The following is a 24,647-nucleotide window of genomic DNA, read 5'->3' as shown; positions in this document are numbered from 1 at the left end:
GCCCGGCCCTGCCGCCCGTTGCGAAAAGCCCGCTCCAGATCCCGGAAGGCCTCCTGAGGGGCGCACTTGGACACCTCCACCCACCCGGGGGCGTTCTCTCGCTTCCAGATGTTCCACGCCTTATGGAGCTGGGCGGCGGAGGGAAGGGGCAGGCCTTGCTCCAGCGCTTCCAGACATCGGGACAGACCCCAATTGTAGGCGAAGCGGGCGGCCCCCACGTGCCGGGCCAGGGCCACCCGCTGCGCCCCGTTCGGATCCCGCTCGAACCGAAAGGCCTGGACGACTCGCATCCGATGACCTCCAGCGCCCGCTGGATTCCATGGCCGTGGGGGATGATCAAGAGTTATAATGCAATGCAAGATCACAAAATGGGCAGCTGTTGTCAACCCTCGGGACGGGCCCTTTTCCTCGCCGATTCCGCCGAGGGCCCGTCCCGGGGGAGAGAACAATTTCACCGCTCAGAGCATCTCGAAAATGCCCGCCGCGCCCATCCCGCCGCCGATGCACATGGTGACCATGCCGTAGCGGCCGTTACGCCGGCGCAGCTCGTTCAGGATCTGGACCGTCAGCTTGGCTCCGGTGCAACCCAGGGGGTGGCCCAGGGCGATAGCGCCTCCGTTGACATTCACCCGCTCCAGATCCATCTCCAGCTGGCGGATGACTGCCAGGGCCTGAGCGGCGAAGGCCTCGTTCAGCTCGATGAGGTCGATGTCCTCCAGGCGCAGGCCCGCCATCCGCAGGGCCTTCGGGATGGCTTCCACCGGCCCGATGCCGAACAGGTCCGGCGGGACGCCGGCCACGGCGAAGGACACGAAACGGGCGATGGGCCGGAGACCCAGGGCTTCCGCCCGCCGGCGCTCCATGACCACCACGGCTGCCGCCCCATCGCTCATCTGGGAGGAGTTCCCGGCGGTGACCACGCCTCCGTTCTTGAAGGCGGGGGGCAGCTTCGCCAGCGCCTCCATCGAGGTATCCCGCCGGGGCCCTTCATCGGTGTCGAAGATCACCTTCCGTCGCACCCCTCGTCCATCTTCCGCCGGCTCGGTTACCTCCACCTCCAGGGGGACGATCTCCTCCCGGAACTTGCCGGCGTCGATGGCCGCGATGGCCCGTTGATGGCTGCGCAGGGAGAAAGCGTCGGCATCCTCCCGGGAGATGCCGAACTTCTCGGCCAGCCGCTCGGTTCCCAGCCCCATACTGATGAAGACCTCCGGCCAGGCCACGGCCAGCTCCGGGTCCGGCCGCAGGGTGAACCCGGTCATGGGCACCAGGGACATGGACTCCACGCCGCCGGCGATGATGATCTCCGCGCCTCCGGTCATGATGCGCTCGGCGGCCAGGGCGATGGCCTGCAGCCCTGAGGAGCAGAACCGGTTGATGGTCATCGCCGGGACGCTCACGGGGAGCCCGGCTTTGAGGGCGGCGATGCGGGCGATGTTGAGGCCCTGATGGCCCTCTGGCATGGCGCAGCCCAGGATCACGTCATCCACCATCGCCGGCTCCACCCCGGGAGCCCGTCGCAGCGCCTCAGCGATCACCGTTGCCGCCAGGACCTCCGGGCGGGTGGTCCGCAGGGTTCCCTTTTTGGCTTTGCCGACCGCTGTTCGCGCGCCGGCCACGATCACCGCTTCCCGCATGGGGCTCCTCCTCGTCATCATCGGGTTGGGACTTTATGCATCGGCCAATTGCGCCGGCCCGGATGTCAATTCCGCAGGATCTTTCCGGTTTGCAGGAAGTGCCAGATCCGTTCCTGGGTCTTCGGCTCCCCGCACAGAGAGAGGAAGGCTTCCCGCTCCAGATCCAGGAAGTGCTCCTCCTCCACCCACATGGGCTCGGGGTGATCGCCGCCGCACAGCACGTAGGCCAGCTTCTCCCCGATCTTCGCGTCGTGCTCGCTGATGTAGCGCGCCTCCCGCATCTGCCAGACGCCGATACGCAGCGCCGCCAGGAGGTCCCGACCGGCCGCGTAGAGTTTGGCCTTCAGCGGCGGCCGGTAGCCGCATTCCGCCAGATGGAGCACCTCCCGCTTGGCCTCCGCGATCAGGAAGTCGGGGTTCATCACGATACGGTCGGCCTCGCTCAGGAATCCCAGGGCCCGTCCCTCCTCGGCGCTGGTGGCCACCTTCGCCATCCCGATGGTCTCGAAGATCCGCCGCAGGAAGGGCAGGGGATCCGCGTTCTCCGTCTGCATGGCGGGGGTGAGCACCCGGCGGATCATCTCCTTGCAGCCGCCGCCAGCGGGGATCAGGCCCACCCCGACCTCCACCAGGCCGATGTAGGTCTCCGCCGAGGCCACCATGCGGGCGCCGTGCATGGCCACCTCCGCCCCGCCGCCCAGGGTCATCCCGAAGGGGGCGGTGACGATCGGCTTGTGGAAGTAACGGATGGCCATCATCAGGCTCTGCATCGCGCGGACGCCTTGCTCGATGGCCTCGAACATCCCCTGCTGGGCGGAGACGCCGATCACGAAGACGTTGGCTCCGGCGCAGAAGTGCTCCCCCTGGTTGCCGATCACCATCCCGATCCAGTCCTCCCGGTCCAGCCGCTCCAGGGCTCGCTGCATCATCGCGAAGATGTCGGGGTCCAGGGCGTTGGCCTTGGTGTGGAACTCCAGGCCCAGGACGCCATCGCCCAGGTCGATCAGGCTGGCGCTGGGGTTGCGCTCCAGCATGCGGCCCTCGCTCTTGAGCTCCCGCAGGACGATCACCCGGGGATGCGGCGTGAGCCGCCGGTAGGTCCGCTCCCGGAAGTCATAGTAGCCCACCATCCGGCCGTTCTCATACTGGTAGAACGTTCGGTTCCCGGAAGCCAGGAATTCCCGCACCCATTCCGCCAGCGGCCAGCCCCGGGCCTCGATGCGGGCCGCCGTCTCCGCCACCCCCAGGGCATCCCAGGTCTCAAAGGGGCCCAGCTCGTAGTTGAAGCCCCACTTCATGGCGTTATCCACCGCCACGATGTCATCCGCTACCTCCGGGGCGACGTAGGCGGCGTAGGCCAGATAGAAATCCATCACATCCCGGACGAGCTGGCCGGCCCGATCCTCCTGGCCCGCCATGAAGCGCAAGCGCTCCCGCAGATCCTCCATCTTCAGCGCCTTCCCCACCGACTCCCAGCGCGGCTTCTTCGGCGGCTCGTATTCGAGAGTTTCCAGGTTCAGAGGCCAGTATTGGGTCCCTTCGGGAGCTTCCACCTTCTTGTAGAAACCCTGGCCGGCCTTGTTGCCCAGCCAGCCCCGCTCCAGCATGGCCGCCATCACCCGGTTCATGGGGGAATCCTTCACCAGGGCGACAAAGGGGTCGTGAGCGAGGGCGGCCATGCTGTGCTGCCCCACGTAGGCCGCCACGTCCAGGCCCACCAGATCCAGCAGGCGGAAATGAGCGGTCTTAGGCCGGCCGATCAGCGGCCCCATCAGGGCATCCACTTCCTCCACCGTGTAACCTTGCTCGAGGGCGTATTGGCCAACAAAGGCCCCGGAGAGGAACCCGATGCGGTTGGCGATGAAGTTGGGGGTGTCCTTCGCCCGCACCACCCGCTTGCCCAGACGGACCTCCAGGAGATGCTGCAGGGCGTCCAAGACCTCAGGTTTCGTCGCGGGGCCGGGGATCAGCTCCACCAGCTTCAGATAACGCGGGGGGTTGAAGAAGTGGGTCCCGGCGAAATGGGCCAGGAACTCCGGAGAGCGCCCCGCGCCGATCTCCCGCAGGGGGAGGCCGGAGGTGTTCGTGGTGACGATGGCCTCCGGCCGGCGCACCGCTTCGATCCGGGCCATCACCTCCCGTTTCACCGCCAGATCCTCCACCACCGCCTCGATGATCCAGTCGGCCTCCCGCAGCCGGTCCCAGTGATCCTCCGTGTTCCCGATGCGCACCAGCCGCGCCCGATCCTCCGTGAAGAAGGCAGCCGGCCTGGCCTTCTTCGCCCGCTCCAGGCCCGCCTGGACGATGCGGTTGCGCACCGCCGGATGATCCAGGGTCAGGCCTTTGGCCTCTTCCTCCGGCGTCAGGGATTTCGGCGGGACATCCAGCAGGTCCACGGCGAACCCTGCGTTGGCCAGGTGCGCCGCGATGGCCGCGCCCATGGTCCCCGCGCCGATCACTGCCACCCGTCGGATAACGTAGCCCATTTCAACCTCCTGTTTGGATTCCAGTTCGGCGTTGCGTCGTGGATCTCCCCCCCTGCGGGCTTCTGAGCCATCCCCCGGGGCTTTCCCGTTTTCTATGAAAACGGACGCCCTCCGGCTGCCTCAGAAGATGTCCTTCCCCAGAAGCCCCCAGGCAGAGGGCCGGCAAGCCTCATTCCTGCAGAGATCAGGCTCCATGCAGGATCTCCGTAAGCCATGCCCGGATGGACCTGGCGGTCTCCTCGGGCCGCTCCATCGGGAAGAGATGGCTCCCGGGGATCACCGCGAAGCGGGCGTCGGGCTTCAACCGGCGGAAACGCGCTTCGGAGTCCGCCGTGAAGGTGTCTGTCACCGTGCCCCGCATCACCAGCGTCGGGATCGGGATGCGAGGGACGAACCGCCAGGCGTCATGGGGGACGCTCACGAAGATGTGGACCTCCCATTCCGGCGGATACGCCAGCTCCACCTGCCCATCCCGGGAAGGGCGCAGGCCCTCCTCCAGGTATCCGGCGAAGGCGGCCGGATGCCAGGCGGCGAACAGCGGGCGGGATCGCAGGTGGGCTGCGGCGGCCTCCCGGCTGGGCCAGACCCGCCGGCGGCGCCGGGCGCGCCGGGCCAGCGGATGCAGCCGCGCCCCCAGGCCCAGGGCCCGCAGGATCCGGAAGAGGGTCAACACCTTCGGATCCATCAGCACGGGGTCCATCAGGACGATGGCCCGGAAGAGATCCGGCCGCTGCACCGCAGCGACCATGGTGATCACGCCGCCCATGGAGTGGCCGATCCCGATCACCCCCCGCCAGCCCAGGGCATCGAAGGCCTGGATCAGATCCTCCGCCAGGGTATACCAGGTGACCCCCCGTTGGGGCCCTTCGCCGTCCGGCCAGAGGGGGCGGGGGAGGACGCTCACCCTATGTCCAACCGGGGCCAGACCCTCTATCAGCGGCCGGTAACAGGCCGGCGGGAACCCGTTCGCCACGGCCAGATGGATCAGCGGGCCTTCCCCGCCGAAGTCCCGCACCCGCTCCGCCCAGCTCACCCCAGCACCTCCTCCACAAACGCTCGCACCAGGCGATCCCGTTCGGGATGATACCCCAGCACGATGGTGTAGTGGGTGGTGTCCGGGATCTCCGCGATCCGCGCCTGGGGAACCACCTCCTGCAGCAGGCGTTCCTCGGCCTCCGTGAAAAAGCGATCGTGGGGCCCGAAGGTGCCCACGGGCGCTTTCAGCAGGAGCACCGGACATCGGATCCGCCCGGCATACCCGCGCAGGCGGTCGTTCCAGATCGATCCCAGCTCCATCGCCTCCAGCGCCCCCAGCCGGGAGGGGAACTTCACCCGCACCCGGCCGTCCGGCTCGCGGACCAGCCCGGCCTCCAGGATCGGCATCAGGCGCTCGTCGAAGGGCTGCAGGAAGGGCATCGAGCGGACCAGCTCCCGGAAGGCCTCCAGGGAGGGCAGCTCCTCCAGGCGGGCGTTCAGGACCTGGTTCAGGGATTCGGAGAACGCCCGGGAGGGAAGCGGACCCCCATCGAACAGAACCAGTCCTCGAACCCGATCCGGATGCTCCGCGGCGACGGCCAGGCTGAGCATCGCGCCCAGGGAGTGACCCATGAGCAGCGCCCCCTCGGGGGCCAGGGCCTCCAGCACGGTGGCGATATCCCGCAGGTGCGCCTCCAGGCCATAGGCCCGGGGATCCGCCGGCTGCTCGCTCTCCCCCCGGCCCCGCAGGTCCAGGCTCAGCACCCGGTAGGGCGGATTCAGCGCCGGGATCAGCGGAAGGAACGTCTCCGCGTAGCCCGTCAGGCCGTGGAGGGCCAGGATCGTTCCCCTCTCCCCCGGCCACTCCAGCACCCGAAGCTGCACCTCGCCAGACACCCGGTGGATCCGATAGGACATCGGCGGGCTTCTCCTTCCAGCGTTGTTCTTCCAGGCCGCTTCAAAGCCGATCGCCGCCTCAGGGCCAGGCTTCCCGCTCTTCGAGCTGAGCTCCAGACGGCCGGCGTTCTTTTCCTCCGGGATCTTCTTACGCCAGCCCGCCGGTCAGCGAGAGCCCGCCATCCACGACGTAGACGGCCCCGGTGATGAAATCGGCAGCGGGGGAGACCAGGAACAAGGCCAGGCGGGCGACCTCCTCTGGCTCCCCGAAGCGGCCCTGAGGGGTAGCCTGCAGGATGCGCTGGGAGATCTCCGGCGTGCTCCAGAGGAGCTCGCTGAAGCGGGTGCGGATCACCCCCGGCGCGATGGCGTTTACCTGGATGTTGTCCGGCGCGAGTTCCAGGGCCAGCAGCTGGGTGAGCATGATCACCCCGGCTTTGGAGACGCCGTAGAGACCCATCCCGGGGGATGGGCGCAGCCCGGCCACCGAGGCGATGTTGAGGATCTTGCCCCGCCGCTGAGTTCGCATCACCGGGACCACCGCTTTGGCCATCCGCCAGTAGCCCAGGAGGTTCACCTCCAGGATCTTCTGCCACTGCCCCTCATCGGCGTCCAGGGTGGGCCCAAAGTGGGGGTTCGTCGCCGCGTTGTTGACCAGGATATCCACCCGCCCGAAGGCTTTCACCGTCTCCTCTACCAGCCGCTCGACCTCCGTCATGCGGCCGGTGTGGGCGGGCACCGCCAGGACCTCTCCACCCAGGGCGCGGATTTCCTCGGCGACGGGGATGAGGTTCTCCGCTTTGCGGCTGGAGATCACGACTTTCGCCCCGGCCTCAGCCAGGGCTCGGGCGATGGCCTGCCCGATCCCCCGCGAGGCCCCGGTGATGATCGCCACCTGATCCCGCAGATCGATTCGCATCCGGAGCCTGCCTCCCTAATGCCTGGGGGATGGGATTCGCCGGATCCCCAACCTGCTCATCTGATCAAAATGCCGGTCAAATGAGAAAACCTCAGACACTCCCAGTCGCCGGGCCATGTGCAGGATGGCGCAATCCACGAAGCCCCACTCCTTGTCGTAGAAACGCTGGAATAGCGCCCAGGTTTCCTGGAAATCCTCACCCTTAATCGGGTAGACGACAAAAGGGGGGCCTTCCAGCAATTTCTTCCCCACCTCGATCGCCAGGCGGGAACCCAGAGCTCTTTTCACCAGAGTGACGGTCTCTATCCACACCAGATCCAGAAGGATGTGCTCAGCGTCCCGATAGTGAATAGCGGTCTCGCGGGCCATCGCATGGTGGGGATCCCGCGAGTCCACGAGGGCAAACAACGCGCTGGTGTCCACCAGGATCCGGCGTCGCATCCATGACCACCTCTACGATCGAGATCGAGAGCGGCGTGGCCGGCGATGAGGAGGGAGAGGATAGACCCAATCGTCAACGTTCTCGCTGATCGCCGGACCCTTCTGGTGACTCTTCCCAGCGCCCACCAGCTCCCAGAACGGGCTTTCATCCAGCGGCCGCCAGGCCTGGCGCCCCCGCAGCATCTCAACCGCCTCCCGGATCAGCGCGGAGACCGAAAGGCCCCGACGCTCGGCCTCGTCGCGCAGCCAGCGGTATTGCTCTTCCTCCAGGATTGCCTGTATCCGGCGCAGCATTGCCCGCCTCCTAGTTATTGGTCTTTCGTAATTATACACCATACACATACACAATACACATATACTCGCGGGAAAACGGGCTCCTCGGGTCTTCGATGCGCCTTTTCTCGAAATGCGTGACGGCTTTTTGCCTTCCTGAAGGCGGGCTCCGCATGCCGGCATTCCTACTTCAGCTCACGGCTGGTCAGGCCGAGCACCCGGCGGGCGACGATGAGGGTGTTGATCTGGCCGGTCCCCTCGTAGAGGTCGTTGATCTTGGCGTCCCGCATCCACTTCTCCACCAGGTAGCGGGTGGAATAGCCCAGCGGCCCCAGGATCTCCACGGCCTTGTAGGTGATCCAGGTCACCGCCTTGCCGGCCTTCACCTTCGCCATCGAGGCCTCCAGGGCGTTGGGCTTCCCCTGGTCCAGCATCCATCCGGCCCGCAGGGTGAGCAGCCACGCCGCCTTGTGCATGGCCTCCATCTCCATCACGTCCCGCTCGATGGCCGTCAGCTGATGCCGGGGGAGGCCGTAGCGGATGCGGATCCCTTCCTTTTCCAGGACCTCCTTGGTGAACTCGATGGCGGCGCGGGCGATGCCCAGGGCGCCGGCGGCCACCACCGGCCGGGAGGCGTCAAAGGTCACCATCACCCCCTTGAACCCGTCGGTGCGCGCCGTGTCCAGGATCTCCGGGCTGCCCAGGATGTTGTCCAGGGGGATACGGGCGTTGTCGAAGCGGATGGCCGCCGTGTCGCTGGCCCGGATGCCGAGCTTGTGCTCCCGCTTGGTGATGCTCACCCCGGGCGTGCCCGCCTCCACCACGAAGGGCTTGATCCCGGCCCGCCCCGCCGTCTTATCGATGGTCGCCCAGACCACGACGATCCCATCCGAGGCCTCCAGGGCCAGGTAGCCGTTCGTAATGAAAATCTTCTCCCCGTTCAGCACCCAGTATCCATCCTCGCGCTTCGCCGTGGTCTGGATGGCCGAGACGTCGGAGCCGGCTCCGGGCTCGGTCACGGCCATGGCGCCCCACTTCGGGCCGCCCTCGGTATAGCGCTTGAGGAAGCGAACCTTCTGCTCCGGCGTGCCCACGGCGTTGATCGAATAGCCGGCCAGGCCCGGGCCGGGCATGCAGAGATAGAGGCCCGCGTCGCCCCAGGTCAGCATCTCCACCAGGAAAATCATGCGCAGGTTGTCATACCGCGGCCCCTCGCGCTTCTTCTCCGCCGGTTGTTCCCCGGCCAGCTGTCGCTCCGCCCGCCGCACGATCCGGATCCAGTCCTGCTGCACGATGGGCCACATGGTGTTCACGAAGTCCCAGGGGATCTCGTGCTCGTGCTCATCGTAGTAGCGGGCGTTGGGCCGCATCAGCTGCTCGGCGATCATGCGGGCCATCTCCCGCTGCTGCTGGATTTCCTCCGGGATTTCAAAGCTGATCATGCAGCACCTCCTCGGGCGCATGGGTGGAACAGGATCTCCATCTTTTCATACCATCACCATCCCTTCCAGCATGGGGAGGCCCCGGGCGTTGCGTAACCACATCTCCACCGGATGATCCCGGATATACCCGTGGCCGCCCAGGGTCTGGACCGCGCCGTCGGTTACGCGCAGGGCCATGTCGTCCGCGAAGAGCTTGCACAGATAGGCCTCCCGGGCTGCATCCTCCCCCCGGTCGATCCTCCACGCGGCCTCCCAGGCCATCAGGCGGGCGGCGTCGATGTCGATGGCCATCTCCGCGATCATGAAGGCGATGGCCTGGCGGTGGGCGATGGGTTCACCGAATTGCACCCGCTGCTTGGCGTAATCCCGCGCATACTCGAAGGCGCCGCGGGCCAGCCCGACCGCCAGGGCGGCCAGTGCCACCCGGGATCGCTCCAGCAGCCGCTCCATGGAGATCCCGGAGTCCCCACCGATCCGCTGGCAGAGCGGAACGCGGCATCCTTCCAGGGCGATCTCATACGTCGGGAGGGCCCGGATCCCGGCGTAGCGATCGCGCCCCTTCACCACCAGTCCCGGCGTCCCCTTCTCTACCAGGAAGGCCTGGGTGCGCCCGTCCTCGCTGGCGTAAACCAGGAGCAGTTCCGCCTCCGCCCCGAAGGGGACGCCGATCTTGACCCCATTCAGGACGTATGCCTCTCCCTCCCGATGGGCGGTGGTCTTCAGCTGGAAGGGATCGAACAGGAAGCTGGGCTCGATCAGCGCCGCCGCCGCTTCCACGAAACGCTCCCCGCAGAAGCGGGGGAGATAGGTCCGCTTCTGCTCCTCGGTTCCATACAGCAGGATCGGGAGGGCCACCGCGTGGGGCGCCAGCAGGTAGAGGGCGAGGGTGAAATCACCCCAACCCAGCTCCTCCAGGGCCAGCACGCTGGTCAGCGCCGACGGCTCACCGAAGCCCCCATAGGCCTCCGGGATCATGCTGGGAAGCAGTCCAATGGACCACCCGCGATCGACCACATCCTCCGGGATCTGCCCGCTCTCATCGCACTCCCGCGCGACCCGGCGCAGGTGCTCCTCGGCGAAGGCATGGACCGTCTGGATCAGCATCCGCTGTTCATCCGTTGGCTCAAACGAGATCATCGCCATCTCCCTCCAGTGAGGATCGAAGCCGATCGCCGCGCTCCCGGCCCCTAACGTTTCCTCCACGGCGAAGCAGCGCGAGGAGAGAACTCGCATCATTCCCTCAATGTGCGCAGGCCGATGAGGAGCGTGAAGTCGCCCTCCCATCGCAGCTTGCCTGTCGCGAAAGCCACCTGGCCATCCAGCTCCCCGCGCTGCATCGAGCTGTAATCCGTGGTGGTCATGCGCAGGGTGCCCGAGGGCTCCGCCGCCCCGTTATAGATGGCCGTCGCCTGCCACAGGGTTCCATCCGGCCGTTCCAGCTCCAGGCGCACCGTCCCCTTCAGGCGCTGAAGCGCCTCAAAGCGGCGCCGGGATTGGAAGGCCAGGTAGGGGGGGTCCCCCATGTAGAGGCGACCGGCAATGACCTCTCGCAGCGCTTCCGGATGGAGGATCAGCTCCACATGGGGCGTCTCCTCGGTCTCCCCCTCGACCACCGTCAGGCGCCTGCCGTCCTCGACCCGCAGCGTGAAGACCTCTCCATCCACCCGGTAGCGGACGATCAGGGTGGTTCCCTCCATCCCCTCCGGGGGCGCGGCGGCGACGGCCGCCTCGAAGAGCCGGGGGACCCATTCCATGAAGAACGCGCGGATGGGAACATCCGGCGGCACCGTCAGCGAGGGCGCAGCGATCGCCGGCGCGGCCTCCCGCAGCATCCGCCGGAGCACCTTTCCCACCATCGACTTGGGCAGGGAATCCCGGAACTCCACGCTCCGGGGAACCTTGTAAGGTGCGAGGTTCTTGCGGCAATGCTCCAGGATCTCTTCCTCGGAGGCCTGCGCCCCGGGCTTGAGGACCACGTAGGCCTTCACCGCCTCCCCACGGTAAGGATCCGGGACGCCCACCACGGCGGCCTCCAGGACCGCGGGATGGGCATACAGGACCTCCTCCACCTCCCGCGGGTAGACGTTGAAGCCGCCGGTGAGGATCATATCCTTCTTGCGATCAACGATATAGAAGTAGCCGTCCTCGTCCATCCGGGCGATGTCCCCCGTGTAGAGCCAGCCGTCCCGCAGGGTCTGCGCCGTCTCCTCCGGCCGGTTCCAGTAGCCCTTCATCACCTGCGGGCCCTTGATGATCAGCTCGCCGATCTCGCCCGGCCCCAGCTCACGCGTCCCGGTCTCCACATCCACGATGCGGGCATCCGTGTCGGGGATGGGGAGCCCGATGCTTCCCAGCTTCTTGAGGTTCATGATGGGGTTGATGTGCGTGATGGGGGAAGCCTCCGTCAGGCCGTAGCCTTCGATGAAGGCGCCGGAGGAGAAGCGGGCGAACTGCTGGATGACCTCCACCGGCAGCGGGGCCGCCCCGCTGTTGCATAGGCGGATGGAGCCCAGGCCGGCCTCGGCGGCCCGCGGATGGTTGAGCAGGGCGATATACATCGTGGGCACCGCGGGCAGGAACGTGGGCTGATAGGTGCGGATCGCGTTCAGCGCCTCCTCCACGTCGAAGCGGGGCAGCAGGATGAAGGTCGCCCCATTGAACATCCCCACATTCATCAGCGAGGTCATGCCGAAGGAATGAAAGAGGGGAAGCACCACCAGGTAGCGCTCCTCCCCCCGACGGACGAACTCCCGCGCCCAGACGTAAGCCTGGATGACGTTGGCGAAGAGGTTGAAATGGGTGAGCATCACCCCCTTGGGCAGGCCGGTGGTCCCGCCCGTGTAGGGAAGGACGGCGACGTCCTCCACCGGGTTCACGGGCGGCTGGAAGAAGCGCTCCCCCGCTCGCTCCATCAGGTCCGCCCAGCGGTAGAGCCCCGGACCGGACGGCGTCTCCACGCTCATCCCCTGGGCCTGGACCCGCTGGAGATAGAGGGGGCGAATGGCCTCCGGCATGGAATCCTGGAGGCCGGCGAAGATCACCAGCTCCGGCCCGGCCTGCTCGCGCACGGCCATGACCTTCGGGGCCATCGTGTCCAGGGCGATCAGCGCCCGCATCCCGCTGTCTTCCACCACGTAGCGGAGCTCCCGCTCCACGTAGAGGGGGTTCAGCGGGACCACCACGGCGCCCAGGCGGAGGATAGCATAGAAGGCGATGAAGAACTGGGGGCAGTTCGGGAGCATGATCCCGACTCGATCCCCGGGCCGGACTCCCAGGGCGTCCAGCGCGGTGGCCAGGCGAATGGAATGGGCCCGGAGATCCCGATAGGTCATCTCCGCCCCGTAGAAGATCGTCGCGGTGCGATCCCCATACTGATTGGCCGCGAAATCCATGAGGGCGCTCAGGGGCTGCCGGGGATAGGTCAACGAGCGTGGCACCCAGAAATCATAGAAGCGATGCCATCGCCGCTCCTCCATAACCACCTCCCTCCTTTCAGCTCGACCGAGAGCAGCGCCTCGCCCTCCAGCCTGCGGGGATTTCCTCCTGCTGTTGATTGGGAAAGCCCCCGGCTTCCCCCTTTCCTCTCTTGCCACAACCCATAGAGAGGAGAGGGAAAAAGCCTTCGCGAACGGCCTCTCATCCTGTGCGGAAGAAAGAGGTCAGGCGAGTGGCCAGCATCATATTGCCGCTGACCTTCAGCTTGCCGCTCATGAACGCCTTCATCGCATCCAGCTTCCCGGTCGCGATGTCCACGAAGTCCTGCGCGTCCATGGTCAGCGTCACATCGGCCTTCTCCGCCTTGCCCTCGTGGACGGAGCATGTGCCCTCAGCGATCACGATATACCAGTCGCCGCCCCCCTCGCCGGTGAGGGAATACTGGATGGTGGCGTTCACCCCCTGCGCCTTGTCCGGCTGAAAGGCCTCCGGCATTCGCATGATCACATCGCGTGCGGTCAGCTCGCTCATGGGTTCCTCCCAGATGAAGAGGATGGATTACCTTCGCGTGTGTAAACCTTACATCTTTCAAGTTCAGGAAAAGTTCAGACTACCGGCGATAGCCGGATCAATTTGTGAGTTCTTGAACGAATGGGGGGATCTTCCACGATGCCAGGCCTCCCAGAGGCGACTGGCGTCGGCATCTGAAGCAGGTTTGCCCTCTCACAGAAATTGACGGGATTTCTCCTGTTCCTTTAGAATGAACAGCAATCTGACCGGCCGCTGGATGGGGCTGGGATCTGGGAAGGGGGGCTTATGGTCGCTTCGATCGAGGAGGTCCGGCAACGGCTGGCTGCCCAGCAGTATATCGCCTCCGATGAGATCGCCACGACGGTTTTCCTCGCCGAGCGCCTGGGCAAGCCGGTGCTGATCGAGGGCCCTGCAGGGGTAGGCAAGACGGAGCTTGCCAAAGCATGGGCGGCCGCCACCGGCCGTCCCCTGATCCGCCTCCAGTGCTATGAGGGTCTGGATGAAACCAAGGCCCTTTACGAGTGGGAATACGCCAAGCAGATGCTTTACACCCAGCTGTTGCGGGATAAGCTCAACGCCGCGCTGGCGGATGCCTCAACCCTGCGGGAAGCTGCCGACCGCATCGCCCAGGAGGAAGACGTCTTCTTCTCCCTGCGCTTCCTGCTCCCCCGTCCCCTGCTCAAAGCCATCCTCTCCGAGGAGCCCGTGGTTCTCCTCATCGATGAGATCGACCGCGCTGATGCCGAGTTCGAGGCCTTTCTCCTGGAGGTTCTCAGCGACTTCCAGGTGAGCGTCCCCGAGCTGGGGACCCTCCGGGCGAAGCATATCCCCATGGTTTTCCTCACCAGCAACAACACCCGCGAGCTGAGCGAGGCCCTGAAGCGCCGCTGCCTTTACCTGTTCATCGATTACCCATCCCTGGAGCAGGAGCTGGCCATCGTGCGCCTGAAGGTGCCGGAGCTCGCCCCCCAATTGGCCCGGCAGGCTGTGGAGCTGGTCCAGCGCCTGCGGCGGCTGGATCTCAAGAAGCAGCCCAGCATCAGCGAGACGCTGGACTGGGCGCGGGCGCTGGTGGCCCTGAACGCGCAGCATCTCGATCGCAAAACCCTGGAGAGCACCCTGGCGGTCCTTTTAAAGCACGAGGCGGATTTGCGGCGGGGGCGCCATCTGCTGGAGGGCGGCGAGGAGCCCCGACGGCCCCGGCCGTTCCCCCGTTGGGTCGCGGATTCGTGAGCCCGGGTCTGCTCAGCGCTCCTCCTTTCCGAACCACCGGAAGAACACCAGGGTCAGGGCCCCGAGGTAGATCAGGGCACCGGGCACCCACATGAAAAGGCCCGCCAGCCGCTGATCCTCCAGAGAGGATGGCGCGCACACTTCGAATCCCAGAGCCGTGGGGTTGTAAATGCGGGCGTCCGGGAACGTGAAGAGGGCGCCCAACAGGGTGGTTGGCATGGCCAGAAAGAAGAGATAGAGGACCTGGCCGGGCTCGGAGAGGCGGGGCCAGGCCGGGGTCGGGCTCAGCACCGGCCCCCATGCCAGCAGTGCGGCCAGTAGGAAAAGAAGCTGCTTAAGGACCCAGAAGGCCACGTTGCGAGAGGCCGGCTCGAACAGGTTCGGGGTGTGCCAGGCAAAGAAGACCAGGTTGGCGACGAGATAGGCGGGGATTGGCCGGGTGAGCCAGCGGCCAGCCCTCGCCAGGGGGAGGCACCGAGCCAGGGGTCGGAAGAAGGGCTCCGGCAGCCCCATCCAGAGCGAGGGAGCCGCCAGAGCGGTGAGCGCCACGAACTGGGCCATGTTCGCCGTAAACCGGAGGTCCGGGCCCAGAAGGAGCGGGGAGGGGATGAAGCCGATAGCGGCCAGGCCCAGGCCCAGGAGGAACCACCCGAAATGGGCTCGTCGTCGAGCAGCGGGCAGCTCTTCGTATACGCATGCAATCCCTACGAAATATAACCCCAGGGCTGCCATAAGCCCGACCCCCAGGACAGGAGCCACCGCTTGCCAGGTCATCCCCCTGCCTCCTTCCTCGTGGAAAGCTCATTCCCTCTCCAGGCAGGGCTTTTCGAAGATCTTACCCATCCGGACAGGAGGTGGAGGGAGAAGGTGGGGGGACACCCCCGGCAGAAGCCCCCTGCACCCTCCTTAAACATTGAAAAGCCCCGCTCTCCAGGGGAGGGATCTGGATAGAGTTTTTGAAAAGGCGCTGGCGTCCGGTGTAGGAGTTCCGCCGTAGGCTTCCATGGAGAGAGTGGGCATCCCGCTTCTCTCCGTTCGAATCCAGCGACTTGGCCTGAAATAATTTACAACCAAATGTGGCGATCCGGGTGAGCGGTAGTTTTCCCTCCAGGGAGGAGGGTAGGACTCCATAGGGGAATCCCCAGGCGCGCGCTTTGAGGGAAGCAAGCGAAGGCCGGACGAGCGTCGCGGGCGCTGCCCGGCCTCATTCCCCAAATGGGAGAGCAACCCTGCGCTACGGAGGAGGCAGGGCCTGCCAGGGGTTTACGAAGCCGCCCGGCCCCCGGATCTCGAAGTGCAAGTGCGGTCCGGTGGAACGCCCAGTGGAGCCCACGAGGCCAATCGTGGTCCCTTTGGCTACTTGCTGCCCGCAGCCTACAAAGATAGCGCTAAGGTGGGCGTAATACGTCTGGTAACCGTTCCCGTGGTCCAGGACGATCAGGTTGCCGTAGCCGACGGTGCTCCACCCCGCGTAAACCACGGTGCCGGCGTCCGCCGCATAGACCGGATCCCCCAGACGTCCTGCGAAGTCCACCCCGGGGTGCCACGGGGCGAAATCATAACCGGAGCGCCAGTGGCTGTTGACTGGCCAGACGAAGCTCCCGGTGCCCAGAGGGGGGACCTGCACGCTGGGGCAGGCGCCGGAGGGGAGCCGTTTGCCGCCCGCCACGACCACATAGGCCTGCCGGGGTGGGGTCCATCCGGCGAAGGGACGGGTGCCACCCGGCACGATCAGCACCTGGCCCACCTGGGGCTCCCCGCCGTCCATCAGGTTGTTCCACTCCGCGTTGCGGATAGCCTCAGGGGTCACATTGTATTTCCTGGCGATAGCCTCCAGGGTCTCCCCTTCCTTCACCACGTGCAGCACCCCATCCACCGGCGGGATATTCAGGACCTGGCCGATCTCCAGCATATGGGGATCATCCTGGAGGACCTCATAGTTCGCCCAGAGGATGGTCTCAGGCCGCAGCTTGAATTTCTCCGCAATGCCGAAGAGGGTGTCGCCGGCCTGGACGGTATAGGTGATGATGCCTCGCCGGGGCCGCTCCGGGATCTCGGTGTGGAGATCCACCTGGCGGATCAATAGCGCCGGGTTGTTTCGCCGGGTTCCACCCAGATAAGCGGAACGGCGAAGGAGCGCTTGCAGAACCTCCGGGGAAGCCGGCTCGTCTCGGGAGAGCACCGGAAGCTGAATAGGCTGGAGCAGCCATGCCGGGGCCATCCGGCTCTGGATGAGGGCCAGATAGAGCAATCCCACCGCCAGAACCAGGCCGACGTGCACGCTGTAATGAGCCCATAGCGCGGCGCTGAACGCCAGGGCTCTCCGAACTCCATGGTGCAGCTTTCTGAGCTGGGCCTGAAGCGGGATAGACCAGGGGACCTGCCCATCACGGTCGGAAGAGATCCGCAGCAGGCGTCCCCGTATCCTCCCGAAACGGGAGGATTTCCGAACCGAGGGGTGATGCTCCATCCCGGCATTCTCCTCAGCGGGAGAGGGGAAATCGGACTCGGGCGGCAGATCCCTCCCCCTCAGGATGGCCAACCTTCATACCCCATAATCTCCAGCCCCGGCCCGGATCCCGACCAGGGTTGTCCCTATTATAGGGGGTCCCTCGATTCCAGGCAAGTCCATATTGTGAATATAATCACAAAATGGGAGGAAGGATGGCCCCGGTGTCCCGCATCAAAGGGGACGGAACCCCAGCAGATCCCGGATGCTTCCCGATCGCTCGGCGGGTGGCCGGAAGACGGCTTCCACCCGCATGCCGCTGGTCCATTCCTGGCCCTCGATCAGCTCGTGCACCAGAACCGCGTCGGCGCCGTCCAGACGGATCAGGCCGATGGTCCGGGGGGGAACCTGCCGGGTGCCATCTGGAGCCACGTGCAACCGGGTCCACGAAACCAGGGTCCCCTGCGGGCCGACCTCGATCCAGGTGTCCTCTCCCAGGGGACCCAGGCAGCGCTCACAGAACCGTCGGGCTGGAACATAGGTGTATCGGCAGCGGGGGCAACGGGTCCCGTAGATTTTCCCCTCCTGCAGCCCGCGCAACCAGCGTTCCCCCGCCACGCCCGCGGTGTAGACGCCCTCCAGCTGGATGGCTCCCCGCCAGGCCCGGACCTCATCCAGATGCTGGATCCGTTCGATCAGGGGCATGGGGGGCCTCCTCATGGCTCCAGAGGTCGGAAATAGAGGATATCGGTGATCGCGCCTTCCCGCTCCCCGGCCGGCCTCCAGACCGCCTGGACGCGCATCCCGATCCGGACCCGATCCAGGATCTCCTCGAGGGTTCGGCCGACCTCCCCGAGTTTATGCATGATCCCCATTCCCGGGGAGGCCCCATCGATGGCGATCACGGCCGGGACCTCTGGGACGTCCAGGCGGCGCATATCCCAGGAGATGGTGCACACCGAGAACGTGATCACGGTTCCGGTATCGGCCAGGGGCACCCACTCATCCGTCGGCCGGAAGCATTGCTCGCAGAACATCCGGGGCGGGATCATCACCCGGCTGCAGGCCCGACAGCGACGCCCAATGAGGCGACCCGCCTTCAATTCCGTTAGGAACCGCCCAATGGCCACCCCGGCGTCCCAGGCATATTCCCCCCGCAGGGGAGCTCGTGTCGTGCACACCCGCCCCTGTCCCACATCCTCAGGCCGTAGACTGGTGACCGGGTAGACCCAGCGCTCCATAGATGTTCCTCCTGAGCTTTTAGATCCCCAGGATGATCACCGTGCCCACCTGCATGAGATCGCCCCAGGCCTGGGCCAGGCCCCGCCGGGGCTGGCCGGGCACTTGGCGTTTCCCGGCCTCTCCCCGCAGCTGCCAGAAGATCTCGGCGACCTTCATTAAACCCGCGGCGGCGATCGGATTGCCCACTCCCAGGAGCCCGCCCGAGGGCGTCACCGGCATATCGCCATCTCGGTTGGCGATCCCCAGGGCGATCAGCTCAGCCGCCTTCCCCCGATCGGCCAGGAGCAGCCCTTCCAGGTGGTGCAACTCCTTGTAATCAAAGGGATCATAGGGCTCGACGATGTGGATCTCCTTGCGGGGCTCCCGGATCCCGGCCATGGCATAGGCTTTGCGGGCCGCCTCTTCGACATACGTGGGGTAGGAGAGATCCCGGTTGGTCCAGTATTGCGTATCCAGCGACCAGCCCACCCCTTCGACCCAGACGGGCTTGCTGGTTACCCGCCGGGCGATATGCTCGGCGGCCATCACGATGGCCACCGCCCCATCGCTGGTGGGGGAGACATCCAGCCGCTGGACGGGCCAGGCCAGCACCTCCGAGTTGAGCACATCCTCGACCGTGATGTGGGGATCTCCCAGCTGGGCGGCGGGGTGGTCGGCGGCGTTCCGCTTGTTCTTCACGGCCACCATCGCGATATCCCGCTTGGTCAGCCCGTATTTGGTCATATACGCGTTCATTTCCAGGGCGAAGATCCACAGGAGGTTGGGGCCCAGCGGGCGTTCCAGGGTGTGATCGAAAATGTAATTGAAGGCGGCCTGGGGATGGGGATGGCAGGAGGACATCTTCTCTTCGCACACCACCAGCACCGTATCGAACATCCCGCTGGCGATGTGATACCAGCCCTGGATGGCCGCGAAGACCCCTGTCCCACCACCCACATATCCCCGAATGGTGGGTTTGCCCCAGGCCCCTGCCCCGGGGCTCAGGTATTCGACTTTCATATGGACTCCATCGAAGGCGTCCGGAGCGGAGCCCAGGACCACGGCGTCAATTTGATCCAGGGTCATCTCGCAGGATTCCAGCGCCTTGCTGGCAGCCTCCCAGGCCAGCTCCTGGCCGGTCTCCAGGGCCCGACGGACGAATTGGGTCATCCCAGCGCCCACAATGGCCACCCGTCGTCCCGCCATGACCCACTTCCTCCTACTATGGGTTTTGGAATCTGGAGCAGGACCTTTGTCTTTCAACTCCCAGAGCCCTTCCGCGGCTTCTTCGGATCCCTGGGGGCAGTTCACCAGAGTGTCTCCACCCGCCCGGACTGGCGGATGGTCTCGTCGTAGGTCACCAGCACCGCGTTGTAGCGCTGCGCAGTGGCCACGATCACCCGATCGTGCAGGTCTTCCAGCTCGGGAAGTTCCCGAACCAGGGCCAGCAGGCTGAGATCCAGGGGGACGATTTCGAATCTCCCCTCTCCCAGAAGCGTCGTGATCGCGATCTCCCAGAGCGGGGGGATCAGCTCCTTCTCCTCGATCCGGATCAGTTCCAGCAGGACCACAACCGGGATCAGGCCTCGGGCTTCCCCGCGTTCGATCTCTTCCAGCGCGCGGCGAGCGGCCGGGCTCAATCGCTCATCCCGGGTGAGATACCAGATCAGGGCATGGGTGTCCAGAACGTAAGCTCTCACAGGGACCTCGAGTTGGGGGTGATCAGATCATGCCATTCCTGAGCCCACTGGGCCTGGATCTCCCGTCGCACTTGCCGCACCGTCTCCGGATCCAACCGCTGGCTGGGAAAAGGGGAAAGGTTGCGCCGATGAGCGGCCAGGATAAGGCGGATCACATGCTTGAGCACCATCACCTCGCTTTCCAGCTGCTCTAATCGCGCCCGCAGTTCCTCCGAATCCATGGGCACCTCCGGCCACATCCCTTGAGGTTATTCTTCCCGGGAGGAACTTTCCTCCCTTCCCCCGATGGCGAAAGGGTGTGCTCATCCCAACGTCGGCCATCGGGTTCTGACGCGGCCGGATGGAAGGAAAGGGCGCGGGGCGCTTCGCTGCATCCCTTACGGCTCCCGGCTCAGGATGGCCACCGCCCCGGTGGCGGTGGGCAGCCCTCGCCATGAGGCCACGAGGGCGGTATGGGCGTTCGGGATCTGGCGAGGGCCGGCCTCTCCCCGGAGCTGAAGCACGGCCTCCAGCACCCGGGCCAGCCCCGAGGCATCCAGCAGATGCCCTTCGCCCAGGCAACCCCCCGAGGGATTCACCGGCAATTCCCCTTCAATCTCCGTGGCCCCCTCAGCGGTCCACCAGCCGGCCTCCCCCGGACGGCAGAGGCCCAGGGCTTCCAGATGCTGGAGCTCTTTGTAGGCGAATGTGTCATCGACCTCGACGAAAGCGAAAGCCCGGCGGGGGGATCGGATCCCGGCCTGCTGATAGGCCAGCTCGGCTGCCCGACGCAGGTAACGCGCTCCCTCCCAATCCCGGTTCTCCAGGCTGTAAGAATCCGTCGCCCATCCGATGCCCCGGATCCAGATCGGCCGATCGGTGAGGGATCGGGCGATATCCCCCCGGGCCAGGACCAGCACCACGCATCCGTCCGCTGGTTCCGCCGCCATCAGCCGGGTGAGGGGCTCCGCCAGGGGCTCGCTGCCCAGCACATCCTCAACGGAGAGCACTGCCGGGAAGGCCGCTCGCGGGTTGCGCATAGCGTTGCGCCGGTTCTTGACCACCACCTGGGCCACATGCTCCGCGGGCGTGCGCGTGGCTTCCAGGTAACGGCGCATCTCCAGCCCGGCGATGAAGAGGGGGTGAGCCTCCAGGGGGCGCTGGAACACCGGATCCATGGCGAGAGCGGTGATCTGGGGAAGGTTCCGGATGTTGCTGGCCTTGCTGTGGGACTCGACGGCCACGATACGGGCGGCGCCGGAGGCGATTTGCATCACCCCGGCGGCCAGGGCCTGGAGGCCATCGCCGGCGATGGTGTGCACGGATTTGAGGACGGCTCCCATCTGGTCGGGGACGTATTCATCGCTGATGGCGATGCCTTCGTGGAAGTCCTCCTCGGCGGTGACCAGCCCGTCCAGATCCCGGCGGGGATGGATCCCGGCGTCAGCGTAGGCCATGGCGGCAGCCTCAAACATCAGCTCCCGGAACGAGAGGTCGGGGGTGATCGAGCGGAAACCGCTCCAGCCGATGCCGACGATCGCCACCTCGCTCATCAGACGTCCCATCCCGAACCTCCGCGGTGAGGATGGAACACCGCCGGCTTCTCCAGGGGACTTTGGGGGCCGGGCAGGGCACCGAAGGCCCCCGCCGGCCCCGCCCCATCTGGAGGGGCCATTCAGCCCCGTGGAAGCCCAACCGGGCAAGCCCTGGCCTTATTGCGTGCCGCGCATGCGCGGATCCAGGGCGTCTCGCAGCCCATCCCCCAGGAAGTTGAAAGCGAACATCGTGATGGCCAGAGCCAGCGCAGGTGCCAGGGCCTGGTTGGGATAGGTGCGGATCGCCTGGGCACCCTGGGAGATCATCAATCCCCAGCTGGGGGTGGGCGGGTTCACCCCGAGGCCGATGAAACTGAGGAAGGCCTCGGTCGTGATGTAAGAGGGAATGGCCAGGGTTTCCGCCACAATGAGCGGGCCGATAATGTTGGGCAGGATGTGACGGAACATGATCCGAAGATGGCCGGCCCCGATGGCCCGAGCGGCCTCGATGAACTCCTTCTCCCGAACAGAGAGGACCTGCCCCCGGGCCAGTCGAGCCATGTTCTCCCAGGCGGTCAGCCCGATGCCCACGAAGATGAACAGCATCCCCCCGAAGGCGGCGTCGACCTTATATATTTGAATCCGTATCGCATCCCAGATCGATCGGGCCTCCTGGGGGACCTGGCGGAAGAACACCATCAGGAGGATGATGAACAGCAGCCCGGGGAAGGCATAGAGGACATCCACCAGGCGCATCATGATGTTGTCCAGACGGCCGCCGAAATAGCCGGAGATCAACCCATAGGTGGTTCCCACAAGGAGGCTGATCAACGGGCCCACAAAGGCTACCGTCAGGGACACCCGGGTTCCGTAGATGATACGGCTGAAAAGATCCCGCCCCACGTAGTCGGCCCCCAGCAGGTAGCGATCGCTGATCCGGGCGTAGGGCTCCATGAAGGGGAAGACCTTCACCATCCAAGCGGGGACTTTATCCCGGTCGGTCAGCACCTGCTTGTCGTAGGGATAGGGGGCGATGAGGGGGGCGAAGATGGCCACCAGGATCAGCAGGATGACGATCCCTGCCCCCACCATGGCCGCTCGGTTGCGGGAGAGCCGGTAGAAGGCGTCCTCCCAGAACCCGACTGGCCGGCGGGTGGGGACGGCAAGGGCTTCCGCGCCTCGGCGCATCGCTTGCGTCGCCATCGTTCACCTCAATCCTCATGAAAGCTGAAGCGGGGCAGTTCACTTTTTGAGAAGCCGATCGGAGCGCTGAAGACGTCCCGCTCCGTTACCCCCGCTCCCCATCGAGAAACCTGCTTTAAGTATACCGGATCCGGGGATCCAGGAAGGCGTAGGTGATGTCCACCACCAGATTGGCGATCACCAGGAAGATCGCGTAGATCAGGATCGTCCCCATGATCACCGGGTGATCCCGGTTGGTGATGCTGGTGACGAAATATCGGCCCAGCCCGGGGATGCCAAAGATCGTCTCCGTCACAAAGGTCCCGGTCACCAGGGCGGCGAAGAGGGGACCGAGGACAGTGACCACGGGGATCAGAGAGTTCCGGAGGGCGTGGCGGATAATGACCAGGCGCTCCGCCAAGCCCTTGGCCCGGGCGGTGCGGATGTAATCCTCCCGGATCACCTGAAGCAGGCTGGCCCGGGTGAGACGGGCGATGAGGGCAGAGCTGGCCAGCCCCAGGGCGATCGACGGCATGATCGCATGCTGGGGGGTCCCCCACCCGGTCGGCGGCAGCCATTTGAGCCATACCCCGAAAATGGAAACCAGGATCGGCCCCAGGACGATGACCGGCACAGAGACCCCGAAGATCGCCATGCTCATTCCGAGGTAATCCAGGAAGGTGTTCTGATGGAGGGCTGCCAGGATGCCCAGAGGGATCCCGATCCCGACCGCTACCAGCAGGGCATACATCCCCAGCTCGAAGGAAATAGGTAGGTTCTGGCGGATGATGTCGTTCACGGAGCGGCTGCGGGAGGAATACGAGGGGCCCAGGTTGATCCAGAGGAAATAGCCCGGCCCGATCTTCCAGCGAATGAGCGCATCTTCCTGAAGGGAAGTCGGAAGGGTGAGCGAATAGCGGGGAACCAGCAGATCGCGCATGTAATAGAGATACTGGACCACCACGGGCTGATCCAGGTGATACTTAGCCTCGATGTTGGCCTTGATCTCGGGGGGTAGCGGCTTCTCCCGATCGAAAGGTCCGCCGGGGACCGCGTGCATCAGGCCAAAGGTGATCAAAGTGATCACCCACAGGACCAGGAGATTCCACAGCATCCGCCGCGCGATATAGCGAATCATCCTCCGCGCTCCTTATCCCATAAAGTGCAGGGCTGACGTCGCTGGCTCGAATCGGGAAGGGGGGAGGGCCTCTCCCCGGGATGGGGGCCGGGCAGAACGTCGCCATCCCGCACCGGTTGCCCGGAAGCCCCCTCGGGGGACCAGTATAGGGCAGAGGCCGCCAGAAACCAAGAGAGGCCGGATGGGCGTTGCCCGCTCCCGGCCTCTCCGGTTGTATCCCGGTGCGGAATCGAAAACAAGGGGGAGGGCCCACCGAAGGCCGCCCTCCCCCTGTTCGAAACGGTTATTTCTGGATATCCCACTTCTCGATGTGCTCCAGGCCGCCCAGGACCGAGAAGGTCCGCTTCACATACGGCTTGGTGACCGTAACGCGGGTATACCAGTAGATGGGGATGATCGCCGCGTCCTTGGCCACCAGGATCTCCTCGGCCTTGGCGTAGAGCTCCCGGGCCTTGGCCTCATCCGTCTCCTTCAGCGCCTGGTCCACCAGGCGGTCGAACTCCGGATTCCCCCACTTGGTGTGGTTGTTGCTGGACGTGGAATAGAACACGTCCTTGAGGAAGTTGCTGGCGTGGGGGTAATCCTGGCACCAGCCCAGCCGCCAGATCTGCGGTGGATCCGTCTGGAGGGTCTTCAGGAAAACCTTCCACTCCTGGGTCTCCAGCTTCACCTCGACGCCCAAGACCTCTTTCCACATCTGCTGGATGGCCTCGGCGATCTTGATATGGCCCTCCACCTGGTTGACCACTAGGGTGATGGGCGGCAATTTCTTCACATCACCGCCATACTTCTCCTTCAAGACTTCCTGGAAGAGCTGCTTGGCCCGCTCGGGATCATACTTCACGCCGAGGTTCGGGTGGGTCTGGAGAGTGGGCGCCGCCTGCAGGCCGGGCCGGGAGAACCACTGGGCCGGCTCCTGGCCGCCCTTGGTCACGTTCTCCACGATGGCCTTGCGGTCCACAGCCAGGGAGAAGGCCAGCCGCATGCGGGCGTCATCGAAGGGCGGCTTGGTGACGTTGAAGCCGTAGTAGTAGGTGCAGAGGACCGGCGCGATGGTCAGCTCCTTGGAGAGCTTGGGATCCGCCTTCACCCGATCGATCTCGGAAAGCGGCACACCGGCCACATCCAGGTTCCCCGCTTCATATTCGGCGAAGGCGGGAGACTCATCCAGCAT

24 protein-coding genes are annotated in these 24,647 nt (G+C 65.5%); 1 reads left to right on the top strand and 23 read right to left on the bottom strand.

Features of this window, described 5'->3' with window-relative positions; all coding sequences use genetic code 11:
• The 12 genes from VAE54_RS10320 to VAE54_RS10265 form a co-directional block, all read right to left on the bottom strand.
• A partial coding sequence (locus VAE54_RS10320) for a helix-turn-helix domain-containing protein (RefSeq protein WP_322801881.1) occupies window positions 1-290 on the bottom strand: 290 nt, incomplete at its 3' end.
• Window positions 291-458: 168 nt separating this feature from the next.
• Complete coding sequence (locus VAE54_RS10315) at window positions 459-1,637, bottom strand: acetyl-CoA C-acyltransferase (RefSeq protein WP_322801880.1); 1,179 nt, start codon at window positions 1,635-1,637, stop codon at window positions 459-461.
• A gap of 65 nt (window positions 1,638-1,702) precedes the next feature.
• Window positions 1,703-4,123 (bottom strand): 3-hydroxyacyl-CoA dehydrogenase/enoyl-CoA hydratase family protein, encoded by a 2,421-nt coding sequence (locus VAE54_RS10310; protein WP_322801879.1) that lies wholly within the window; start codon window positions 4,121-4,123, stop codon window positions 1,703-1,705.
• Window positions 4,124-4,307: 184 nt separating this feature from the next.
• Window positions 4,308-5,156, bottom strand: coding sequence for an alpha/beta hydrolase (locus VAE54_RS10305; RefSeq protein ID WP_322801878.1), 849 nt, complete (start codon window positions 5,154-5,156; stop codon window positions 4,308-4,310).
• Complete coding sequence (locus VAE54_RS10300; protein ID WP_322801877.1) at window positions 5,153-6,016, bottom strand: alpha/beta hydrolase; 864 nt, start codon at window positions 6,014-6,016, stop codon at window positions 5,153-5,155. Before VAE54_RS10300 ends, VAE54_RS10305 begins: the two co-directional genes overlap by 4 nt.
• Window positions 6,017-6,143: 127 nt before the next feature.
• Window positions 6,144-6,914 carry an SDR family oxidoreductase gene (locus VAE54_RS10295; RefSeq protein ID WP_322801876.1) on the bottom strand — a complete coding sequence of 257 codons (771 nt, stop codon included), beginning with the start codon at window positions 6,912-6,914 and terminating at the stop codon, window positions 6,144-6,146.
• A gap of 15 nt (window positions 6,915-6,929) precedes the next feature.
• Window positions 6,930-7,355: a type II toxin-antitoxin system VapC family toxin gene (locus VAE54_RS10290; protein ID WP_322801875.1), complete on the bottom strand. Its 426-nt coding sequence runs from the start codon at window positions 7,353-7,355 to the stop codon at window positions 6,930-6,932.
• Window positions 7,356-7,367: 12 nt separating this feature from the next.
• Window positions 7,368-7,649 (bottom strand): ribbon-helix-helix protein, CopG family, encoded by a 282-nt coding sequence (locus tag VAE54_RS10285; protein WP_322801874.1) that lies wholly within the window; start codon window positions 7,647-7,649, stop codon window positions 7,368-7,370.
• Between the two features lie 164 nt (window positions 7,650-7,813).
• A complete protein-coding gene (locus VAE54_RS10280) occupies window positions 7,814-9,070 on the bottom strand; it encodes an acyl-CoA dehydrogenase family protein (protein WP_322801873.1) in 1,257 nt (418 codons plus the stop codon).
• A 45-nt stretch (window positions 9,071-9,115) separates the two neighbouring features.
• Window positions 9,116-10,303, bottom strand: coding sequence for an acyl-CoA dehydrogenase family protein (locus VAE54_RS10275; protein WP_322801872.1), 1,188 nt, complete (start codon window positions 10,301-10,303; stop codon window positions 9,116-9,118).
• The gene (locus tag VAE54_RS10270) at window positions 10,303-12,546 is read right to left on the bottom strand and encodes a long-chain-fatty-acid--CoA ligase (RefSeq protein ID WP_322801871.1); all 2,244 of its coding nucleotides are present in this window, start codon (window positions 12,544-12,546) and stop codon (window positions 10,303-10,305) included. Before VAE54_RS10270 ends, VAE54_RS10275 begins: the two co-directional genes overlap by 1 nt.
• Window positions 12,547-12,706: 160 nt before the next feature.
• Window positions 12,707-13,036, bottom strand: a complete 330-nt coding sequence (locus tag VAE54_RS10265) for an SCP2 sterol-binding domain-containing protein (RefSeq protein ID WP_322801870.1) — start codon at window positions 13,034-13,036, stop codon at window positions 12,707-12,709.
• 285 nt (window positions 13,037-13,321) lie between these two features.
• On the opposite strand from VAE54_RS10265, the gene VAE54_RS10260 reads away from it, so the two are divergent.
• Complete coding sequence (locus VAE54_RS10260) at window positions 13,322-14,269, top strand: MoxR family ATPase (RefSeq protein WP_322801869.1); 948 nt, start codon at window positions 13,322-13,324, stop codon at window positions 14,267-14,269.
• A 12-nt stretch (window positions 14,270-14,281) separates the two neighbouring features.
• On the opposite strand, the gene VAE54_RS10255 is transcribed toward VAE54_RS10260, so the two are convergent.
• From VAE54_RS10255 to VAE54_RS10205, 11 genes are all read right to left on the bottom strand, one after another.
• Window positions 14,282-15,043 carry a cytochrome c oxidase assembly protein gene (locus VAE54_RS10255; protein WP_322801868.1) on the bottom strand — a complete coding sequence of 254 codons (762 nt, stop codon included), beginning with the start codon at window positions 15,041-15,043 and terminating at the stop codon, window positions 14,282-14,284.
• Between the two features lie 460 nt (window positions 15,044-15,503).
• Window positions 15,504-16,739: a LysM peptidoglycan-binding domain-containing M23 family metallopeptidase gene (locus VAE54_RS10250; protein WP_322801867.1), complete on the bottom strand. Its 1,236-nt coding sequence runs from the start codon at window positions 16,737-16,739 to the stop codon at window positions 15,504-15,506.
• A gap of 213 nt (window positions 16,740-16,952) precedes the next feature.
• On the bottom strand, window positions 16,953-17,423 hold the full coding sequence (locus tag VAE54_RS10245; RefSeq protein WP_322801866.1) for a Zn-ribbon domain-containing OB-fold protein: 471 nt from the start codon (window positions 17,421-17,423) through the stop codon (window positions 16,953-16,955).
• 11 nt (window positions 17,424-17,434) lie between these two features.
• The gene (locus tag VAE54_RS10240) at window positions 17,435-17,959 is read right to left on the bottom strand and encodes a Zn-ribbon domain-containing OB-fold protein (protein WP_322801865.1); all 525 of its coding nucleotides are present in this window, start codon (window positions 17,957-17,959) and stop codon (window positions 17,435-17,437) included.
• 19 nt (window positions 17,960-17,978) lie between these two features.
• Window positions 17,979-19,145 carry a thiolase domain-containing protein gene (locus VAE54_RS10235; protein WP_322801864.1) on the bottom strand — a complete coding sequence of 389 codons (1,167 nt, stop codon included), beginning with the start codon at window positions 19,143-19,145 and terminating at the stop codon, window positions 17,979-17,981.
• Window positions 19,146-19,246: 101 nt separating this feature from the next.
• Complete coding sequence (locus tag VAE54_RS10230; RefSeq protein WP_322801863.1) at window positions 19,247-19,639, bottom strand: type II toxin-antitoxin system VapC family toxin; 393 nt, start codon at window positions 19,637-19,639, stop codon at window positions 19,247-19,249.
• Window positions 19,636-19,860, bottom strand: a complete 225-nt coding sequence (locus tag VAE54_RS10225) for a hypothetical protein (protein WP_322801862.1) — start codon at window positions 19,858-19,860, stop codon at window positions 19,636-19,638. The genes VAE54_RS10230 and VAE54_RS10225 overlap by 4 nt, the downstream gene beginning before the upstream one ends.
• Window positions 19,861-20,016: 156 nt before the next feature.
• Window positions 20,017-21,183 carry a thiolase C-terminal domain-containing protein gene (locus VAE54_RS10220; RefSeq protein ID WP_322801861.1) on the bottom strand — a complete coding sequence of 389 codons (1,167 nt, stop codon included), beginning with the start codon at window positions 21,181-21,183 and terminating at the stop codon, window positions 20,017-20,019.
• A 147-nt stretch (window positions 21,184-21,330) separates the two neighbouring features.
• Window positions 21,331-22,356, bottom strand: coding sequence for an ABC transporter permease (locus VAE54_RS10215; protein ID WP_322801860.1), 1,026 nt, complete (start codon window positions 22,354-22,356; stop codon window positions 21,331-21,333).
• Window positions 22,357-22,471: 115 nt separating this feature from the next.
• Entirely contained in the window at window positions 22,472-23,473 is a 1,002-nt protein-coding gene (locus tag VAE54_RS10210) for an ABC transporter permease (protein ID WP_322801859.1), read from the bottom strand.
• 283 nt (window positions 23,474-23,756) lie between these two features.
• Window positions 23,757-24,647, bottom strand: an 891-nt coding sequence (locus VAE54_RS10205) for a peptide ABC transporter substrate-binding protein (RefSeq protein WP_322801858.1), incomplete at its 5' end; no start/stop codon positions are given.

This window comes from Thermoflexus sp. (assembly GCF_034432235.1).
In the GTDB taxonomy this organism is placed as follows: Bacteria; Chloroflexota; Anaerolineae; order Thermoflexales; family Thermoflexaceae; genus Thermoflexus.
This window is presented reverse-complemented; position numbering and strand designations above follow the sequence as displayed.

Coding starts and splice junctions, on each gene's coding strand:
- VAE54_RS10315 (WP_322801880.1), bottom strand. CDS start 1,637: ATGCGGGAAGCGGTGATCGTGGCCGGCGCGCGAACAGCGGTCGGCAAA.
- VAE54_RS10310 (WP_322801879.1), bottom strand. CDS start 4,123: ATGGGCTACGTTATCCGACGGGTGGCAGTGATCGGCGCGGGGACCATG.
- VAE54_RS10300 (WP_322801877.1), bottom strand. CDS start 6,016: ATGTCCTATCGGATCCACCGGGTGTCTGGCGAGGTGCAGCTTCGGGTG.
- VAE54_RS10295 (WP_322801876.1), bottom strand. CDS start 6,914: ATGCGAATCGATCTGCGGGATCAGGTGGCGATCATCACCGGGGCCTCG.
- VAE54_RS10290 (WP_322801875.1), bottom strand. CDS start 7,355: ATGCGACGCCGGATCCTGGTGGACACCAGCGCGTTGTTTGCCCTCGTG.
- VAE54_RS10285 (WP_322801874.1), bottom strand. CDS start 7,649: ATGCTGCGCCGGATACAGGCAATCCTGGAGGAAGAGCAATACCGCTGG.
- VAE54_RS10280 (WP_322801873.1), bottom strand. CDS start 9,070: ATGATCAGCTTTGAAATCCCGGAGGAAATCCAGCAGCAGCGGGAGATG.
- VAE54_RS10275 (WP_322801872.1), bottom strand. CDS start 10,303: ATGCGAGTTCTCTCCTCGCGCTGCTTCGCCGTGGAGGAAACGTTAGGG.
- VAE54_RS10270 (WP_322801871.1), bottom strand. CDS start 12,546: ATGGAGGAGCGGCGATGGCATCGCTTCTATGATTTCTGGGTGCCACGC.
- VAE54_RS10265 (WP_322801870.1), bottom strand. CDS start 13,036: ATGAGCGAGCTGACCGCACGCGATGTGATCATGCGAATGCCGGAGGCC.
- VAE54_RS10260 (WP_322801869.1), top strand. CDS start 13,322: ATGGTCGCTTCGATCGAGGAGGTCCGGCAACGGCTGGCTGCCCAGCAG.
- VAE54_RS10255 (WP_322801868.1), bottom strand. CDS start 15,043: ATGACCTGGCAAGCGGTGGCTCCTGTCCTGGGGGTCGGGCTTATGGCA.
- VAE54_RS10250 (WP_322801867.1), bottom strand. CDS start 16,739: ATGGAGCATCACCCCTCGGTTCGGAAATCCTCCCGTTTCGGGAGGATA.
- VAE54_RS10245 (WP_322801866.1), bottom strand. CDS start 17,423: ATGCCCCTGATCGAACGGATCCAGCATCTGGATGAGGTCCGGGCCTGG.
- VAE54_RS10240 (WP_322801865.1), bottom strand. CDS start 17,959: ATGGAGCGCTGGGTCTACCCGGTCACCAGTCTACGGCCTGAGGATGTG.
- VAE54_RS10235 (WP_322801864.1), bottom strand. CDS start 19,145: ATGGCGGGACGACGGGTGGCCATTGTGGGCGCTGGGATGACCCAATTC.
- VAE54_RS10225 (WP_322801862.1), bottom strand. CDS start 19,860: ATGGATTCGGAGGAACTGCGGGCGCGATTAGAGCAGCTGGAAAGCGAG.
- VAE54_RS10220 (WP_322801861.1), bottom strand. CDS start 21,183: ATGGGACGTCTGATGAGCGAGGTGGCGATCGTCGGCATCGGCTGGAGC.
- VAE54_RS10215 (WP_322801860.1), bottom strand. CDS start 22,356: ATGGCGACGCAAGCGATGCGCCGAGGCGCGGAAGCCCTTGCCGTCCCC.
- VAE54_RS10210 (WP_322801859.1), bottom strand. CDS start 23,473: ATGATTCGCTATATCGCGCGGCGGATGCTGTGGAATCTCCTGGTCCTG.